This is a genomic window from Pseudomonas sp. JL2 (assembly GCF_031570495.1).
Classification (GTDB): Bacteria; Pseudomonadota; Gammaproteobacteria; order Pseudomonadales; family Pseudomonadaceae; genus Aquipseudomonas; species Aquipseudomonas rhizophila.
This window is the reverse complement of record NZ_JAKUDH010000003.1, coordinates 67,352-83,734: the sequence shown is the minus strand read 5'-3', so window position 1 is coordinate 83,734 and position 16,383 is coordinate 67,352. Positions and strand designations below refer to the sequence as shown.

The 16,383-nt window shown below is 59.7% G+C and carries 18 protein-coding genes; all 18 read right to left on the bottom strand.

Annotated elements, in window-relative coordinates:
- Positions 1-12: 12 nt before the first annotated feature.
- Positions 13-798, bottom strand: coding sequence for a protein phosphatase CheZ (locus tag MKS85_RS06135; RefSeq protein ID WP_047226262.1), 786 nt, complete (start codon positions 796-798; stop codon positions 13-15).
- Positions 799-816: 18 nt separating this feature from the next.
- Positions 817-1,188, bottom strand: a complete 372-nt coding sequence (locus MKS85_RS06130) for a chemotaxis response regulator CheY (protein ID WP_003183998.1) — start codon at positions 1,186-1,188, stop codon at positions 817-819.
- Positions 1,189-1,354: 166 nt separating this feature from the next.
- A complete protein-coding gene (gene fliA, locus MKS85_RS06125; protein WP_003184000.1) occupies positions 1,355-2,098 on the bottom strand; it encodes an RNA polymerase sigma factor FliA in 744 nt (247 codons plus the stop codon).
- Positions 2,095-2,925 (bottom strand): flagellar synthesis regulator FleN, encoded by an 831-nt coding sequence (gene fleN, locus MKS85_RS06120; protein WP_003184001.1) that lies wholly within the window; start codon positions 2,923-2,925, stop codon positions 2,095-2,097. Before fleN ends, fliA begins: the two co-directional genes overlap by 4 nt.
- Before the next feature lie 117 nt (positions 2,926-3,042).
- The gene (gene flhF, locus MKS85_RS06115) at positions 3,043-4,392 is read right to left on the bottom strand and encodes a flagellar biosynthesis protein FlhF (protein ID WP_047226261.1); all 1,350 of its coding nucleotides are present in this window, start codon (positions 4,390-4,392) and stop codon (positions 3,043-3,045) included.
- Between the two features lie 11 nt (positions 4,393-4,403).
- On the bottom strand, positions 4,404-6,533 hold the full coding sequence (gene flhA / locus MKS85_RS06110) for a flagellar biosynthesis protein FlhA (RefSeq protein ID WP_047226414.1): 2,130 nt from the start codon (positions 6,531-6,533) through the stop codon (positions 4,404-4,406).
- A 181-nt stretch (positions 6,534-6,714) separates the two neighbouring features.
- The gene (flhB, locus tag MKS85_RS06105; protein WP_047226260.1) at positions 6,715-7,851 is read right to left on the bottom strand and encodes a flagellar biosynthesis protein FlhB; all 1,137 of its coding nucleotides are present in this window, start codon (positions 7,849-7,851) and stop codon (positions 6,715-6,717) included.
- A gap of 3 nt (positions 7,852-7,854) precedes the next feature.
- Entirely contained in the window at positions 7,855-8,637 is a 783-nt protein-coding gene (gene fliR, locus MKS85_RS06100; RefSeq protein WP_047226259.1) for a flagellar biosynthetic protein FliR, read from the bottom strand.
- 3 nt (positions 8,638-8,640) lie between these two features.
- Positions 8,641-8,910, bottom strand: a complete 270-nt coding sequence (gene fliQ / locus MKS85_RS06095) for a flagellar biosynthesis protein FliQ (protein ID WP_047226258.1) — start codon at positions 8,908-8,910, stop codon at positions 8,641-8,643.
- A 24-nt stretch (positions 8,911-8,934) separates the two neighbouring features.
- Positions 8,935-9,684 (bottom strand): flagellar type III secretion system pore protein FliP, encoded by a 750-nt coding sequence (gene fliP / locus MKS85_RS06090; protein ID WP_047226257.1) that lies wholly within the window; start codon positions 9,682-9,684, stop codon positions 8,935-8,937.
- Entirely contained in the window at positions 9,684-10,121 is a 438-nt protein-coding gene (fliO, locus tag MKS85_RS06085; RefSeq protein ID WP_047226256.1) for a flagellar biosynthetic protein FliO, read from the bottom strand. Before fliO ends, fliP begins: the two co-directional genes overlap by 1 nt.
- Positions 10,122-10,580: a flagellar motor switch protein FliN gene (gene fliN, locus MKS85_RS06080; protein ID WP_047226255.1), complete on the bottom strand. Its 459-nt coding sequence runs from the start codon at positions 10,578-10,580 to the stop codon at positions 10,122-10,124.
- A 54-nt stretch (positions 10,581-10,634) separates the two neighbouring features.
- Positions 10,635-11,603 carry a flagellar motor switch protein FliM gene (gene fliM / locus MKS85_RS06075; protein WP_003184019.1) on the bottom strand — a complete coding sequence of 323 codons (969 nt, stop codon included), beginning with the start codon at positions 11,601-11,603 and terminating at the stop codon, positions 10,635-10,637.
- Positions 11,604-11,612: 9 nt separating this feature from the next.
- Positions 11,613-12,116 (bottom strand): flagellar basal body-associated protein FliL, encoded by a 504-nt coding sequence (fliL, locus tag MKS85_RS06070; RefSeq protein ID WP_139050816.1) that lies wholly within the window; start codon positions 12,114-12,116, stop codon positions 11,613-11,615.
- A gap of 234 nt (positions 12,117-12,350) precedes the next feature.
- Entirely contained in the window at positions 12,351-13,718 is a 1,368-nt protein-coding gene (locus MKS85_RS06065) for a flagellar hook-length control protein FliK (protein ID WP_139050817.1), read from the bottom strand.
- Between the two features lie 88 nt (positions 13,719-13,806).
- Positions 13,807-14,151, bottom strand: coding sequence for an Hpt domain-containing protein (locus MKS85_RS06060; RefSeq protein WP_092458410.1), 345 nt, complete (start codon positions 14,149-14,151; stop codon positions 13,807-13,809).
- A 31-nt stretch (positions 14,152-14,182) separates the two neighbouring features.
- Positions 14,183-15,889, bottom strand: a complete 1,707-nt coding sequence (locus tag MKS85_RS06055; protein WP_188251135.1) for a fused response regulator/phosphatase — start codon at positions 15,887-15,889, stop codon at positions 14,183-14,185.
- A 9-nt stretch (positions 15,890-15,898) separates the two neighbouring features.
- Entirely contained in the window at positions 15,899-16,294 is a 396-nt protein-coding gene (locus MKS85_RS06050) for an STAS domain-containing protein (protein ID WP_331717220.1), read from the bottom strand.
- Between the last annotated feature and the right edge of the window lie 89 nt (positions 16,295-16,383).

The following is a 16,383-nucleotide window of genomic DNA, read 5'->3' as shown; positions in this document are numbered from 1 at the left end:
GAGGTCTAAAACCTAAAATCCAAGGCTGGACAGCAAATCGTCCACATCGTCCTGACCGGACACAACGTCTTCTCTTTTATCGGCATGAATTTGCGGACCTTCACCCTGAGAGAGATGTTTTTGTGGATCTTTTTCAGCGAGCATCGCTTCACGGTCGTGTTCGATGCCTGCAAAGCGGTCTACCTGGCTGGCCATCAACACCAGTTTGAGCAGGTTGCTTTCCACTTCGGTGACCAGTTGGGTCACCCGCTTGATCACCTGGCCGGTCAGGTCTTGATAGTCCTGAGCCAGCAGAATGTCGTTGAGGTTGCTCGCCACGGCGCGGTTCTCGGCGCTACTGCGCGTAAGGAAACCGTCGACCCGACGGGCCAGCTCGCGAAACTCTTCAGCCCCGACTTCGCGCCGCATGAAGCGACCCCAGTCGGTGCTCAAGGCCTGGGCTTCATCGCTCAGGCCATTGACCAGCGGCGTTGCGTTCTCCACCAGGTCCATGGTGCGGTTGGCCGCGGCCTCGGTCAGCTTGACCACATAACCCAGACGCTCGGTCGCGTCGGTGATCTGCGAGACCTCCTCGGCCTGCGGCATGTTCGGATCGATCTGAAAATTGACAATCGCGCTGTGCAGTTCACGCGTGAGCTTGCCCACTTCCTGATACAGACCGCGGTCACGGGTCTGGTTGAGCTCATGGATCATTTGAACCGCATCGCCAAAGCGGCCTTTCTCAAGGCTGTCGACCAGTTCGCGGGCATGTTTTTTCAGGGTCGATTCGAAATCACCCATTGAAGATTCGTTATCCATAGCTCCCCCGTGGCGCCGTTAACCGATGCGTTCGAAGATTTTTTCGATCTTCTCTTTCAACGCCTGGGCCGTGAAGGGTTTGACCACGTAGCCGTTCACACCGGCCTGGGCCGCTTCGATGATCTGCTCGCGCTTGGCTTCGGCAGTGACCATCAGCACCGGAAGGTGCTTGAGTTTTTCGTCGGCGCGCACATGGCGCAGCAAGTCGATACCGGTCATGCCGGGCATGTTCCAGTCAGTCACCAGAAAGTCGATGCTTCCGCTGTTGAGAACCGGAATGGCAGTGGTGCCATCGTCGGCCTCGACCGTGTTGGTGAACCCAAGGTCACGCAACAGGTTTTTTATGATCCGCCGCATCGTTGAGAAGTCATCAACGATGAGGATTTTCATGTTCTTGTCCAATTCGACCTCCAAGCAGTCTTAAACGCGCCCAGCACCTGAACGCGCCATTTCAATCAATCCGGCACAACACTCGACAACGGTCTGGAGGACAACAGAGAAAGACTGGCTCAGCACATGCCAGGCCAGCCTCGTTCGCAGTGTCCCCACACTGCTGTCAGCGCGCTCGCCACTCCCCCAAACGCCCCCGCAAACGGGCCGCGCACTGGCTGTGTAACTGGCTGACCCGCGATTCGCTGACACCCAGGACCTCACCGATTTCCTTGAGGTTCAGCTCTTCGTCGTAGTACAGCGCCAAGACCAGTCGCTCACGCTCCGGCAAATTGGCAATCGCATCCGCCAGCGCGCTCTGGAAACGCTCATCTTCCAGGTCACGCGATGGCTCCATGTGAGCACTCGCGCCGTCCTCGTGCAGCCCTTCGTGTTCGCCGTCCTGCAGCAGGTCGTCGAAACTGAACAGGCGACTGCCCAAGGTATCGTTCAAAATCCCGTAATAATCATCGAGACTCAATTGGAGTTCGGCCGCAACCTCGTGATCTTTAGCGTCACGCCCGGTTTTAGCTTCAATGGCGCGAATGGCGTCACTGACCATGCGGGTATTGCGATGCACCGAACGCGGCGCCCAATCACCCTTACGGACTTCATCGAGCATCGCCCCGCGAATGCGAATACCGGCATAGGTCTCGAAACTGGCGCCCTTGCTCGCGTCGTATTTGTTCGACACTTCGAGCAGGCCGATCATGCCCGCCTGGATCAGGTCTTCAACCTGGACACTGGCCGGCAACCGCGCCAGCAAGTGATAGGCGATACGCTTGACCAGAGGCGCGTATCGCTCAATCAATTCGTACTGGGCGTCCCGTGCCGATTTCTTGTAGAGATGGTTGTAACCGCTGGCTGTCATAACACGGGCCCTGCTGTTTGTTGCACGAGACGCTCGACGAAAAACTCCAGATGCCCGCGAGGGTTGGCTGGCAGTGGCCAGGTATCAACCTTCTGGGCAATAGCCTTGAACGCCAGTGCGCATTTGGAACGGGGAAAGGCTTCATAAACCGCACGTTGCTTCTGGACGGCCTTGCGTACGCTTTCGTCGTAGGGCACAGCGCCGACGTATTGTAGGGCGACGTCCAGGAAACGATCCGTGACCTTTGTCAACTTGGCGAACAGATTGCGACCTTCCTGCGGGCTCTGGGCCATGTTGGCCAGGACGCGGAAGCGGTTCATGCCGTAGTCACGGTTCAATAACTTGATCAGGGCATAGGCGTCGGTGATGGACGTCGGTTCGTCGCAGACCACCAGCAAGACTTCCTGGGCAGCGCGTACGAAACTGACGACCGAATCACCGATACCGGCAGCGGTGTCGATCACCAGCACATCGAGGTTGTCACCGATGTCGCTGAAGGCCTGGATCAGGCCGGCGTGTTGAGCCGGGGTCAGGTGAACCATGCTCTGGGTGCCCGAGGCAGCCGGCACGATGCGAATCCCGCCCGGCCCTTGCAGCAGCACGTCGCGCAGTTCGCAGCGGCCCTCTATCACGTCCGCCAGCGTGCGCTTGGGCGTGAGCCCCAGCAGCACGTCGACGTTCGCCAGGCCCAGGTCGGCGTCCAGCAGCATGACCCGTCGGCCAAGCTCTGCCAGAGCCAGGGACAAGTTCACTGACACGTTAGTCTTGCCGACGCCACCTTTGCCGCCGGTCACCGCGATCACCTGTACGGGATGCATGCTGCCCATGTTCGTTCTTTACCTTGTCTTACTTAGACGGAGGCCACATTACTGGCTGCGCGCTCGCATGAAGGAACAATGCATGGCAGACCATCGATGTAGGTACAAAAAATATTCATGATTACCTCAGCCGACCTGCTTGGTCGGGCTGTGGTAGATATCAGCGAACATATCAGCCATGGCTTCTTCGCTGGGTTCTTCCTGCATTTGCACACTCACGGCACGACTGACCAGTTGATGACGGCGCGGCAGATGCAAATCATCCGGGATCCGCGGCCCGTCGGTCAGGTAGGCCACCGGTAAATCATGACCGATCGCCAGGCTCAACACCTCGCCCAGGCTTGCCGTTTCGTCCAGCTTAGTCAGGATGCAGCCGGCCAGCCCGCAGCGTTTGTAGCTGTGGTATGCGGCGGTTAGAACCTGTTTCTGGCTGGTGGTTGCCAACACGAGATAATTTTTTGACCGGATCCCACGCCCGGCCAGGCTTTCAAGCTGCATGCGTAGGGCCGGATCGCTGGCTTGCAGGCCGGCGGTATCGATCAGCACGACGCGCTTGCGCAGCAGCGGTTCCAGCGCCTGGGCCAGGGACTGGCCCGGATCCACATGGGTCACCGACACATTGAGGATCCGGCCAAGGGTCTTGAGTTGTTCCTGGGCACCGATACGGAAACTGTCCATGCTCACCAGGGCGATGCTCTGGGCGCCGTACTTGAGTACATAACGCGCCGCGAGCTTGGCCAGGGTGGTGGTCTTGCCCATGCCGGCCGGGCCGACCATGGCAATGACGCCACCTTCTTCGAGAGGCTCGACTTCCGGCGTGGCGATCATCCGCGCCAGGTGCGCCAGCAACATGCGCCAGGCCTGACGAGGTTCTTCGATATCGTTGATCAGCGCCAGCAGGTCGCGGGACAACGGACCGGACAGGCCGATACGTTGCAGGCGACGCCACAGGTTTGCCTGGGCCGGACGGTTGCCTTGCAACTGGTTCCAGGCCAGGGAGCCGAGCTGAACTTCCATCAGTTCACGCAGGCTGTTGAGTTCGAAGCGCATCGAGTCCAGGGCGCGCGGGTCGACGCCACCGCCTGAGGCAGCCTGAACCGGCGCCGGACGACGCGGCTCGGCCTTGGCCTGCTCGACCAGTGGCTCAGCAGCGGTCAACGGCAATCCGGCGGTCAGAGGCTGGCCGGCGAACAATTGACGATTGGTGCCCGCGCTGGCTTCGCCGTCACTGCTGCGCAAGCTCAATTCGGCCTGGGCACTGGCGATGCGCGACTGGGTCTTGCGCAGCTCATCCTCGAGTTCCATGTTGGGAACACGTGGGGCCAGCGCCGACAATTTGTAATCCAGAGCCGCCGTCAGCTCGACACCGCCGGCGATCCGACGGTTGCCGATGATGGCGGCTTCAGCGCCCAGCTCGTCACGAACCAGCTTCATGGCCTGACGCATATCGGCGGCGAAAAAACGCTTCACTTGCATAAACCACTACCTCAGCCGTTGGGCCCTACTGTCGCAACGATGGTCACTTGCTTGTTGTCCGGTATTTCCTGGTACGCCAGCACATGCAACCCCGGGACCGCGAGGCGCCCGAATCGCGAAAGCATCGCGCGAATCGGACCGGCCACCAGCAGGATCACCGGTTGGCCTTGCATCTCCTGCCGCTGGGCTGCATCGATCAGCGAACGCTGCAGCTTCTCGGCCATGCTTGGCTCCAGCAGAACGCCCTCTTCCGAGCCTTGTCCTGCCTTCTGCAGACTATTGAGCAATATCTGTTCCAACCTTGGCTCCAACGTGATCACAGGCAGCTCCGACTCAGTGCCTACAATGCTTTGGACGATTGCGCGGGATACGCCAACCCGCACCGCAGCCACCAGAGCGGCGGTATCTTGACTCTTGGAAGCGTTGTTGGCGATAGCCTCGGCAATGCTGCGAATGTCGCGCACCGGCACCTGCTCAGCCAACAGCGCCTGCAACACCTTGAGCAATTGCGACAACGAAACCACGCCAGGCACCAGCTCTTCGGCCAGCTTCGGCGAGCCTTTGGCCAGCACTTGCAGCAATTGCTGGACTTCTTCGTGACCGATCAGCTCGCTGGAGTGCTTGTACAGAATCTGGTTCAAGTGGGTCGCGACCACGGTACTGGCGTCCACCACGGTATAGCCAAGGGACTGGGCCTGGGCCCGCTGGCTGATTTCGATCCATACCGCTTCCAGACCAAAAGCCGGATCCTTGGCGGTAATGCCGTTGAGCGAACCGTAGACCTGTCCCGGGTTGATCGCCAGTTCACGGTCCGGGTAAATCTCGGCTTCGGCCAGGATCACCCCCATCAGCGTCAAGCGATAGGCACTTGGCGCCAGATCGAGGTTGTCACGAATATGTACAGTGGGCATCAAAAAGCCCAGGTCCTGGGACAGCTTCTTGCGCACACCCTTGATCCGCGCGAGCAATTGACCACCCTGATTGCGGTCCACCAAGGGGATCAGACGGTAACCGACTTCCAGGCCGATCATGTCGATCGGCGTCACGTCGTCCCAGCCCAGCTCCTTGGTTTCCATGGCACGAGCCGGCGACGGCAACAGTTCCTGCTGACGCTTGACCTCCTGCAGGGCCTGAACCTTTTGTACGTTCTGTTTCTTCCAGAACAGGTAGGCGCCACCCGCCGCCAATGCGGCCATGCTCAGAAACGAGAAATGGGGCATCCCGGGGACCAGGCCCATCACGGCCATCAGTCCGGCTGCAACGGCCAACGCCTTGGGCGATGCAAACATCTGCCGGCCGATCTGCTTACCCATGTCTTCGGAGCCGGACGCACGGGTCACCATGATCGCGGCAGCTGTGGATAACAACAGTGATGGCAATTGCGCCACCAAACCGTCACCAATGGTTAACAGCGCGTAAACCTTGCCGGCATCGCCGAATGTCATGCCGTGCTGGAAGATACCGACAGCCATACCGCCGATCAGGTTGATGAAGAGGATCAGCAGGCCGGCGATGGCATCGCCGCGCACGAATTTACTGGCACCGTCCATGGAGCCATAGAACTCGGCTTCCTGGGCCACTTCCAGACGACGGGCCTTGGCCTGGCCCTGATCGATCAGGCCAGCGTTGAGGTCGGCGTCGATTGCCATTTGCTTGCCGGGCATTGCATCGAGGGTGAAACGCGCGCTCACCTCGGAAATCCGTCCGGCACCCTTGGTCACCACGACAAAGTTGATGATCATCAAAATGGCGAAGACGACGATACCCACCACGTAGTTTCCGCCGATCACCACTTCACCGAAGGCCTGGATCACCTTACCGGCAGCGGCGTGGCCTTCATGCCCGTGGATCATCACCACCCGGGTGGACGCCACGTTGAGCGCCAGGCGCATCAGCGTCGCCACCAGCAGAATGGTCGGGAACACCGCGAAATCCAGTGGCCGCAATGCGTACACACACACCAGCAGTACAACGATGGACAAAGCGATGTTGAACGTGAAGAACACGTCCAGCAGAAACGGTGGCACCGGCAGCATCATCATGGCGAGCATGACCAGCAGCAACAACGGCACGCCCAGATTACCCCGGCTGAGGTCGGCTACGTTGTTGCGCGCGGTGTTGAATAACTGAGAGCGATCCACCAATAATCCCCGTTCCTGTGAAGCAAACTTTTGACGCCCGGAACGGGCGTAGACGGGGTATTGCAAGAAGCCTTCCAACTTTTGTCAGAGGCTGAAATAGAGGCGCTAGCCAAGGCGCCGTATGCAATCGAGGCTCGCTCCCACTGGTTCTGCATCCGAGCGCAATCAACGCAGGCCCGAATCAGGAGTCGCGGCGCAAATCCGGTGGAATCGGCAAATCCTTGAGAGGCTCGGGGCGCTTGCCCTTGCCGGCGCGGTGTTGACGGATCTGATAGACGTAGGCCAACACCTGGGCCACGGCCAGGTACAGGCCTCCGGGGATTTCCTGGTCGAGTTCGGTGGAGTAGTAAATCGATCGCGCCAACGCGGGGGATTCGAGCAGCATCACTTCGTTGGCTACGGCAATCTCGCGGATTTTCAGCGCCAGGAAATCACTGCCCTTGGCCAGCAACACCGGAGCATTGCCTTTATCGGGGTCGTACTTGAGTGCCACGGCGTAGTGAGTCGGGTTGGTGATGACCACGTCGGCATCCGGGATCGCCGCCATCATCCGGCGCTGGGACACTTCACGCTGCAACTGGCGAATCCGTTGCTTGACCTCCGGCTTGCCCTCCTGGTCCTTATGCTCGTCGCGGATCTCCTGCTTGGTCATCATCAGCTTCTGCTTGCTCTGATACAGCTGGATCGGCACGTCGATGGCGGCGATCAGAATCAAGCCGCAAGCCATCCACAAGGTACTCCAGCCCACCAGCTGCACGCTGTGGATAATCGCCTGCTCCAAGGGTTCATGGGCGATGCGCAGCAAGTCGTCGATATCGGCCTGCAGTACCGTCAGCGCGACAAACAGGATCAGGAAAAACTTCCCAAGCGCCTTGAGCAACTCCATCAGCGCCGTGCTGGAAAACATTCGCTTGAGGCCGTTGGCCGGGTTCATCCGACTGAACTTGGGCGCCAGGCTCTTACCGGCAAACAGCCAGCCCCCCAGGGAAATCGGGCCAATAATGGCCGCCAACAGCAGAAAGATCAGGACCGGTTGCACGGCCAGGATCGCGATCTTGCCGGAGTGCAGCAGGTATTGCCCCATGGCACCGGGACTGAGCAGTACCTCGCGGGGCAAGGAAAAATTCAGGCGCATGATTTCCAGCAGATCCAGGGCCAGCCCGCCGCCATAAATCAACAGACCGCCCGCCCCGGCCAACATCACCGCCAGGGTATTGAGCTCCTTGGAGCGCGCAATCTCGCCCTTGTCCCGAGACTCCTTCTTGCGCTTCTCCGTGGGGTCTTCTGTCTTGTCCTGCCCACTCTCGCTTTCGGCCATGGTTCAGCGCGCCTGTGCCATGTCGCGTAACAGCTGCAGGGCCTGGGTCGCCAGCGGCTGGTACTGATTGAGAAGATCCCCCAGGCTGATCCAGAAAATCACCAGGCCCAGCACCAGGGTCAACGGAAAGCCAATGGAGAAAATGTTCAACTGCGGCGCCGCCCGGGTCATCACGCCAAAGGCAATATTGACCACCAGCAACGCGGTAATCGCGGGCAATACCAACACCATCGCCGCCCCTAGAACCCAGCCAAGCTTGCCGGCGATGTCCCAGAAATGATTGACCAGCATCGCGCTGCCCACCGGCAATGTGGTGAAGCTCTCGGTCAACACCTCAAACACCACCAAGTGCCCGTTCATGGCCAGAAACAGCAGGGTCACCAGCATCGTCAGGAACTGCCCGATCACAGCGCTGTTCACGCCGTTGGTGGGGTCGACCATGGAGGCGAACGCCATGCCCATCTGGATCGAAATGATTTGCCCGGCCACCACAAACGCCTGGAAAAACAGCTGCAGCGAAAAGCCCATCAAGACGCCAATCAGAATCTGCTCGGCCACCAGCATCAATGCACTGAGGTCCAGAGCGTTGACCGGCGGCATAGGCGGCAACCCTGGCGCGATGACCACCGTAATCGCCAGGGCGAAATACAGCCGTACGCGGGTCGGCACAAGGGTAGTGCCAAACACCGGCATGCTCATCAGCACCGCGGTGACACGAAACAGCGGCAGGATAAATGACGCCACCCAGGTACTGATCTGGGTATCCGTCAGTTCGAGCATCGACATCGGTCAGCCGATCAACTGCGGAATACTGCCGTAAAGCTGCAGGATGTATTCCATGAAAGTTTGCACCAGCCAGGGACCGGCGACGATCAACGTCACCAGCATCACCAGCAGGCGCGGCAGGAAGCTGAGGGTCTGTTCGTTGATCTGGGTCGCGGCCTGGAACATCGCCACCAGCAAGCCCACCAGCAGGCTGGGTATCACCAGCACGGCGACCATCATGGTCGTCAGCCAGAGCGCTTCGCGGAACAGGTCTACCGCTACTTCAGGCGTCATATTCTTGCTACCCGCACAAATGGCCTAAACACCGCCGAAACTGCCCGCCAGGGTGCCGATGATCAGGGCCCAGCCGTCCACGAGCACGAACAGCATGATCTTGAACGGCAGGGAAATGATCAATGGCGACAGCATCATCATACCCATGGCCATGAGCACACTGGCGACCACCAGGTCGATGATCAGGAACGGGATGAAAATCATGAAACCAATCTGGAACGCGGTCTTGAGCTCGGACGTCACGAACGCCGGCACCAGGATGGTCAGCGGCGCTTGATCCGGGCTGGCAATGTCAGTGCGCTTGGACAGGCGCATGAACAGTTCCAGGTCGCTGGTGCGGGTCTGGGCCAGCATGAAATCCTTGATCGGCACTTCAGCCTTGGCCACCGCGTCTTGGGCGGTGATGGTTTCCGCCAGATAGGGCTGCAGCGCATCCTGGTTCACCCGGTCGAAGACCGGTGCCATGATGAACATCGTCAAGAACAGCGCCATGCCGGTAAGAATCTGATTCGACGGCGTCTGCTGCAAGCCCAGGGCCTGGCGCAGGATCGAAAAGACGATAATGATCCGAGTGAAACTGGTCATCAGCATGACGAACGCCGGGATGAAACTCAGCGCGGTCATGATCAGCAGGATCTGCAGGCTGACCGAATACTCCTGAGCTCCTTCGGCGTTGGTGCCCAAGGTAATTGCCGGGATCGACAGTGGATCGGCGGCAAGCACCAACGGCGCGGCCAGCATCAGGACCACCGCCAACAGAATGCGCAATGGCATTACTTTTTATCCTTCTGATCTTTACCCAACAGTTCCATGAGACGCTGGGCAAACTCGGGGGTGGCCTGGTCGGTGGCAGGCACCTGCACCGGCTCCTTGAGAACATGCAATGCAGTAATGGTGCCCGGGCTCAGCCCCAGCAGAATCTGCTCGTTGCCAACCTGAACCAGCACCAGCCGGTCCCGCGGGCCAAGCGCGCGGGAACCGACGATGTCGATGACCTGCCCCTTGCCGGCTGGCCCCGCCTGCTGCACACGCCGCAGCAACCAGGCCAGGAAGAAGATCAACCCCAGCACCAGCAGCAGACCGAGCACCAATTGCGCCAGTTGCCCGGCGATCCCGCTACCCGCCGCCGGCGCAGCCGCTACGGTGGCTACCGGTTCGGCCGCCAGCACGCTGAATGGCAGCATCAAGGCTGCGGCGAAAAAACCTTTCACTCAGCGCAACTTCTTGATGCGTTCGCTCGGGCTGATCACGTCCGTCAGGCGAATGCCGAACTTCTCGTTGACCACCACTACCTCGCCATGGGCGATCAGCGTGCCGTTGACCAATACATCCAACGGCTCGCCAGCCAGGCGATCCAGCTCGATCACCGAGCCCTGGTTAAGCTGCAGCAGATTGCGGATGTTGATGTCGGTGCTGCCCACTTCCATGGAAATCGACACCGGGATGTCGAGAATCACGTCCAGGTTCGGCCCGTCCAGCGTCACCTGTTCGTTGCTTCTGGGCACGCTGCCAAACTCTTCCATCGGCAGGCGGTTGGAGGCGTGAGCGCCAGTGTCGGCCGCCAGCAAAGCGTCAATGTCGGCCTGCCCGGCGTCGCCGGTTTCTTCCAGGGCCGCAGCCCACTCGTCGGCCAGCGCCTGGTCATCCTGGGTGTTCATATCGTCAGCCATCATTTGTCCTCGGCGGGCAAAAATTCAGTTAAAAACGTAAGGATTCGACACCGCTCAGCGGCGTTCGATCGGCTCGATCACCTGCAACGCCAGGTTGCCTTTGTGAGAGCCCATCTTGACCTTGAAGGCCGGTACACCGTTGGCGCGCATGATCATGTCTTCAGGCATCTCGACAGGAATAATGTCCCCCGGCTGCATATGCAGGATGTCCCGCAGGCGCAGCTGACGCCGGGCAACCGTCGCGCCGATCGGCACGTCGACATCCAGCACATCCTGACGCAAAGCATTGATCCAGCGCTCGTCCTGATCGTCGAGATCCGACTGGAAGCCGGCGTCGAGCATTTCCCGTACCGGCTCGATCATCGAGTACGGCATGGTCACGTGCAGATCGCCACCACCGCCATCGAGCTCGATGTGGAAGGTCGAAACCACAATGGCTTCGCTCGGGCCGACGATGTTGGCCATGGCCGGGTTCACTTCCGAGTTGATGTACTCGAAGTTCACTTCCATGATCGCCTGCCAGGCCTCCTTCAGATCGACAAAGGCCTGCTCCAGCACCATGCGCACTACCCGCAGCTCGGTCGGGGTGAATTCACGCCCTTCGATCTTGGCGTGACGACCGTCACCGCCGAAGAAGTTGTCCACCAGCTTGAACACCAGTTTGGCGTCAAGGATGAACAGCGCTGTGCCGCGCAACGGCTTGATCTTCACCAGGTTGAGGCTGGTGGGTACATACAGCGAGTGCACGTATTCACCGAACTTCATCACCTGCACGCCACCGACGGCCACATCGGCCGAACGGCGCAGCATGTTGAACATGCTGATGCGGGTGTATCGGGCGAAACGCTCGTTGATCATTTCCAGGGTCGGCATCCGTCCGCGAACGATGCGATCCTGGCTGGTCAGGTCGTAGCTTTTGACGCTGCCCGGCTCAGCAGCGTTTTCGGTCTGCACCAGGCCATCGTCGACACCATGCAACAGCGCGTCGATTTCATCCTGGGACAACAGGTCCTGCACGGCCATGTCGGGTTCCTACTGCAATACGAAGTTAGTGAAGAGCAACTGTTCGATCACCACTTTGCCGAGCTCTTTCTGAGCCACTTCCTGCACGCTGGCCGTGGCTTTCTGACGCAGCATTTCCTGGCCGACGGGCGTGGCCAGGGTGTCGAAATTCTGTCCGGAAAAGAGCATCACCAGGTTATTGCGGATCAGTGGCATGTGCACCCGCAGCGCTTCCAGATCAGCCTGATTGCGGCCCAACAGGGTGATACTGACCTGCATGTAGCGTTGGCGGCCGTTCTGGGTGTAGTTGGTCACGAAAGCGGGCGCCATCGGCTCGAAAATCGCCGGCTGCTTGCCCACTGGCGCGGCTTCGACCGCCACGGCCGGCTTGCTTTGAGCGTTGTGCATGAAATACCAGGTCGCCCCCACAGAGACCCCAATGGCCAGGAGCAAGCCCACCACGATCAAGATGATCAGCTTGATTTTGCCCTTGGTTGCCGGGTCCTTTACAGCTGCTGCTTCGCTCTTCGCCATGCCAATAATCCGTCACTAATCGGGGTTTTCACTGTTGCACGGCAAGGCAGGAGCAAGTGTTATGCCAGAAGTGTCGGGGCACAAGGATCACGATTGGGATGCAATCTGCAGAACGCCATAAAACCAATGTGGGAGCGAGCCTGCTCGCGATAGCGATGGATCAGTCCCCCAAATGGGTGACTGACACTCCGCTATCGCGAGCAGGCTCGCTCCCACATTGGGGGCATCTTGGGGTCAGGCGTAGAAATCGACCGCGCTGGTGCCGATCACGCTGGTGGCGGTGGCTGCTACTTCAGCAATGCTGGCTGGCAGGTCTTCCTCTACCGAATCCACCCGCCCGCCGGACGATGTTGTGCGCCCAGCCTGAGCCTGTTGCTGCGCTTGCTGTTCCTGCCCTTGGGAGCCACGGGATTGGTCGGACACGCTGACGTCGACCTGGCCCATGCCCTGCTGGGCAAAACTGTCGCGCAGGCGATGCATCTGACCTTCGAGCGCTTCGCGAACGCCGGAATGAGCGCTCATGAACGTCACTTGGGTCTGCTGATCCGGAACCATGTTCACCCGAATATCCAGACGACCGAGTTCGGCCGGCTGCAACTGGATATCGGCCGCCTTGAGGTTGACACTCGACAGGTACATCACCCGATTGACCACTTCTTCGGTCCAGCCGCTCTGATTCATGGCGATAGGCTGGTTGACCGGTATCGCATTGGCGGTTTTTGGCGTGGCGGCCTGGGTTAGCGCTGCCAGACGGTTGGCGAAGTCATCCACGCGAGTATCGCTGGAAGCAGCGGTCAGATCCTTGAGGCCCTCATTGATCAAGCCGCCAAATGCCTTTTCACCGCCTTGGCTGCCGGGGCCAGTACTGTTCTGGTCAGCCTGGACGGTGAGCATGCTTGCCATGCCAGCGGCAAAGGTTTGGGCCGATGTCGGCTCACCGTCAAGCGATGCAGGGGCAGGTGTCTTGGACTGCGCCTGGCTGGCAGCGGAAACATGGCCGCTCTGCTCCATCGCCAGGCGCAAGGCAGGCAATGCATCGAGCGGATCGGCCGCCGGATCGAACTCAGGATCGACCGCCACCGAAGCCTGGGCCGCTGTGGCCAATGGAGCAACCGGCGCCGCCGCAGCGGCGACTTGAGGCGTCGTCGTGGCCACCACGGGGGCGGGTTCTGCCTCGGTTGCGACAACCGTTGCGATCATATCCGGCAGCAGCGCGGGGTCCACAGCCGGATCGTCAGAATCAACTTCCGCCACTGGGGTTTCAGTCGTGTCGGCACCGTCATCACTGGCCACCTTGTCATCGGCCGTTGACGGTTTGTCGGCGGGCAAGGATTTGCCGCTATCGGCAACCGTCGTCTCGGAGGCGGCAGCCGTTTCGTTGCCTTCGTCTTTTTTGACGGTGTTATCAGAAGCCTGGTCGCGTACCTGTTTAACCGATGGCTCGGGGGCCGTCGACGACTTGGCGGGGGCCTGGCGGGCGAAGACCTGGGCGAAGCTGGAGGCTTTATTCCCGAACTCAGGGGCCGCTGCCGGTGAATTGACGGCGGCCTGAGGCTTGGCCTGCGGGGTGGCCTGAAGCAGTGTATTGGGCGTTACGGGCATAAAAAGGTCTCCGCTGCACTGGAATCATAGGTACAGTCGAGAGAGGACAATGCAAGGGACGGGCCAACCTATTGGCAATGCTCGAATCTCAGCAGTGGAACCCTTCACGCTCTTCCCTGCAAAGCTTGCGAACGTGGGCGAATTCACTGTCGATTTCGCTGACCAGCTTTTCAATCCCGCCTAACGACGGCTGTTTGGCACGTTGCTCCAGTTCGCCGCACAGTTCTGCCAGGCGGATGGCGCCCATGTTGCTGCTGCTGCCCTTGAAGCTGTGGGCCGTGGCACTGAGCTTTTCCGCGTCCCGAGCCTCATGCAGCACACGCAGGCGTGCTTCGGAATCGTTAAGAAAGGTATCCAGCAGCTCCAGATACCCGTCCTCCATGACTTCCTTCAACGTACTCAGTACGTCGCGGTCCAGATGAATCTCACTCACTTGTTCGCTCCCTGATCAAGAATGGCGCCGATTATGCCAGAGCCTCCCAGAAAAACTCCACGCGTGCACTACGACCATCGTCGGACCAGCAGGCCTGATGGCTCAACTGACGCACCAGGCTCACGCCGCGCCCCGACAACCGGTTACTGTCCGCAGGTCGTGCCAACACCCGGGCGACATCGAAGCCCTTACCACTGTCTTCGACTTCAATGACCAGACGACCACCGTCACCGTGAGGCGTGACGTGCACATGAACCCGGACGTGACCGCTGTTCAATTCATCCAGGCGCTGGTTGCGCTCGCTGTAGTAACGGGCGAAACCCGACGCGTCGCGCTTGAGACTCGAATCGAGCCCCAATACGCCATGGTCCAGCGCATTGGAGTAGAGCTCCGACAGCACGCTGTAAAGAGCGCCACTCTGAGCCCTGAGCCCATGAACCTCAAGCAACAGCTGCAACAGGTACGGCATCGGGTTGAACCGCCTGAGCGTCTGCGCGCGAAACTCGAAACTCATCGACCAGTCCAGCGGACTGGACTGGCCGCTATCGGAATAGACCGGCGGTGGCGGGTTGAGTTGCGTCGGCGCGACCAAGCGCACCTCGACCATGCTGAAGTCGTCCCGCGGCTCGCCGCGAAAGTCCCGCAAGGCTTGCTGGATGTCTTCGAAAAGACAGTCGGGCTCACGATTGGTCGAAAAGACCTGTTGCAAACGCTCCACGCCAAACAGCTGCTCATTGTCGTCAGCGGTGTCGATCACGCCATCGGACAGCAGGAATACCCGGTCACCCAGCGACATGGGGTGTACTTCAGTGCGGTCATCGAACAACTGGGGAGTGAGCACGCCCAGCGGCAGGTGCCGCGCCGGCAATGGCGTGCGCACACCGCTGAGGCTGTCATGCAGGTAACCATCGGGCATGCCGCCGTTCCAGACTTCCACCGTGCAGCGCTGGAAACTCAGGCATAACAGGGTCGCGCAACAGAACATGTCCACCGGCAGGATGCGCTTGAGCTTGGCATTCATCTCCCGCAGGATCTGCGCCAGGCCATAACCTTTGGCGGTCATGCCGTAGAACACCTCCGCCAGCGGCATCGCGCCGACAGCAGCCGGCAAACCGTGTCCGGTGAAATCCCCCAGCAGGATGTGCATATCGCCCGCCGGGTTGAATGCGGCCAGCAGCAGATCACCGTTGAACAGGGCGTAAGGGGATTGCAGGTAACGGATGTTCGGTGCGCTCAGACAGCCGGAATGGGCGATCTTGTCGAACACGGCCTTGGCCACGCGCTGCTCGTTGAGCAGGTAGTCATGGTGCCGGGATATCTGGTCACGCTGCTCCACGACAGTGGCCTGCAACCGACGCAAGCGGTCCATGGCCTTGATCTTGGCGGCCAGGATGACCTGGTTATACGGCTTGGCCAGAAAATCGTCGCCCCCGGCTTCCAGACATCGGGCCAAGGCTTCGCTTTCGGTCAACGAGGTGAGAAAGATGATCGGAACCAACTGCTCCCCGGCCAGTTGCTTGATCTTTTGCGCCGCCTCGAAACCATCCATCACCGGCATCATCGCATCCATCAGCACCAGGTGCGGACGCTGCTGGATATAGATGTCCACCGCTTCGGCACCGTCAGCCGCAGTGAGCACGTGATGGCCCTGACGACGGACAATAGTCGACAGCAGCAGTCGGTCAGCGGCACTGTCTTCGGCAATCAGGACCGTCAGCGGTTCGAGGTCGGACAACATGGCTGCCGGTCAAGCTTTTCCGGGATGAAGTTTATCCTGGAGATGGCCTGCCTGTGGCTTGTCTTTTTCTCCCGAGCTGTCTTTCCCTGCTTCTTCTTTAGGATAGATATCGAACAGCTTGTCGAAGTTGGAGATCGCGAGGATTTTCTTGACGTCACTGTTGCTGTTCACGATCCGGATATCCGAATCTTCGCCGCCGGCATGATCGCGTAGCAACAGGAGCATGCCCAAGGCGGAACTGTCGAGATAAGTGGCTTCTTTCAAGTCCACCACAATGGATTCGGGCTTTTTGTTGAGCCGCTCGTAAGACTCGCGAAACTCCTGATGCCGCCCAAAATCGAAACGACCCTTGATCGAGATCGTCAGCTTTTGCCCATCGGGGGATACTTCGGTAACGACTGACATGTTCGGCTTCCTTGTCATGGACATACGTGTACAAGGTTTAGCACCTGGTAGAAGTCTGAGCAAGGTTTGGAACACTTCCCTCTCAAAAT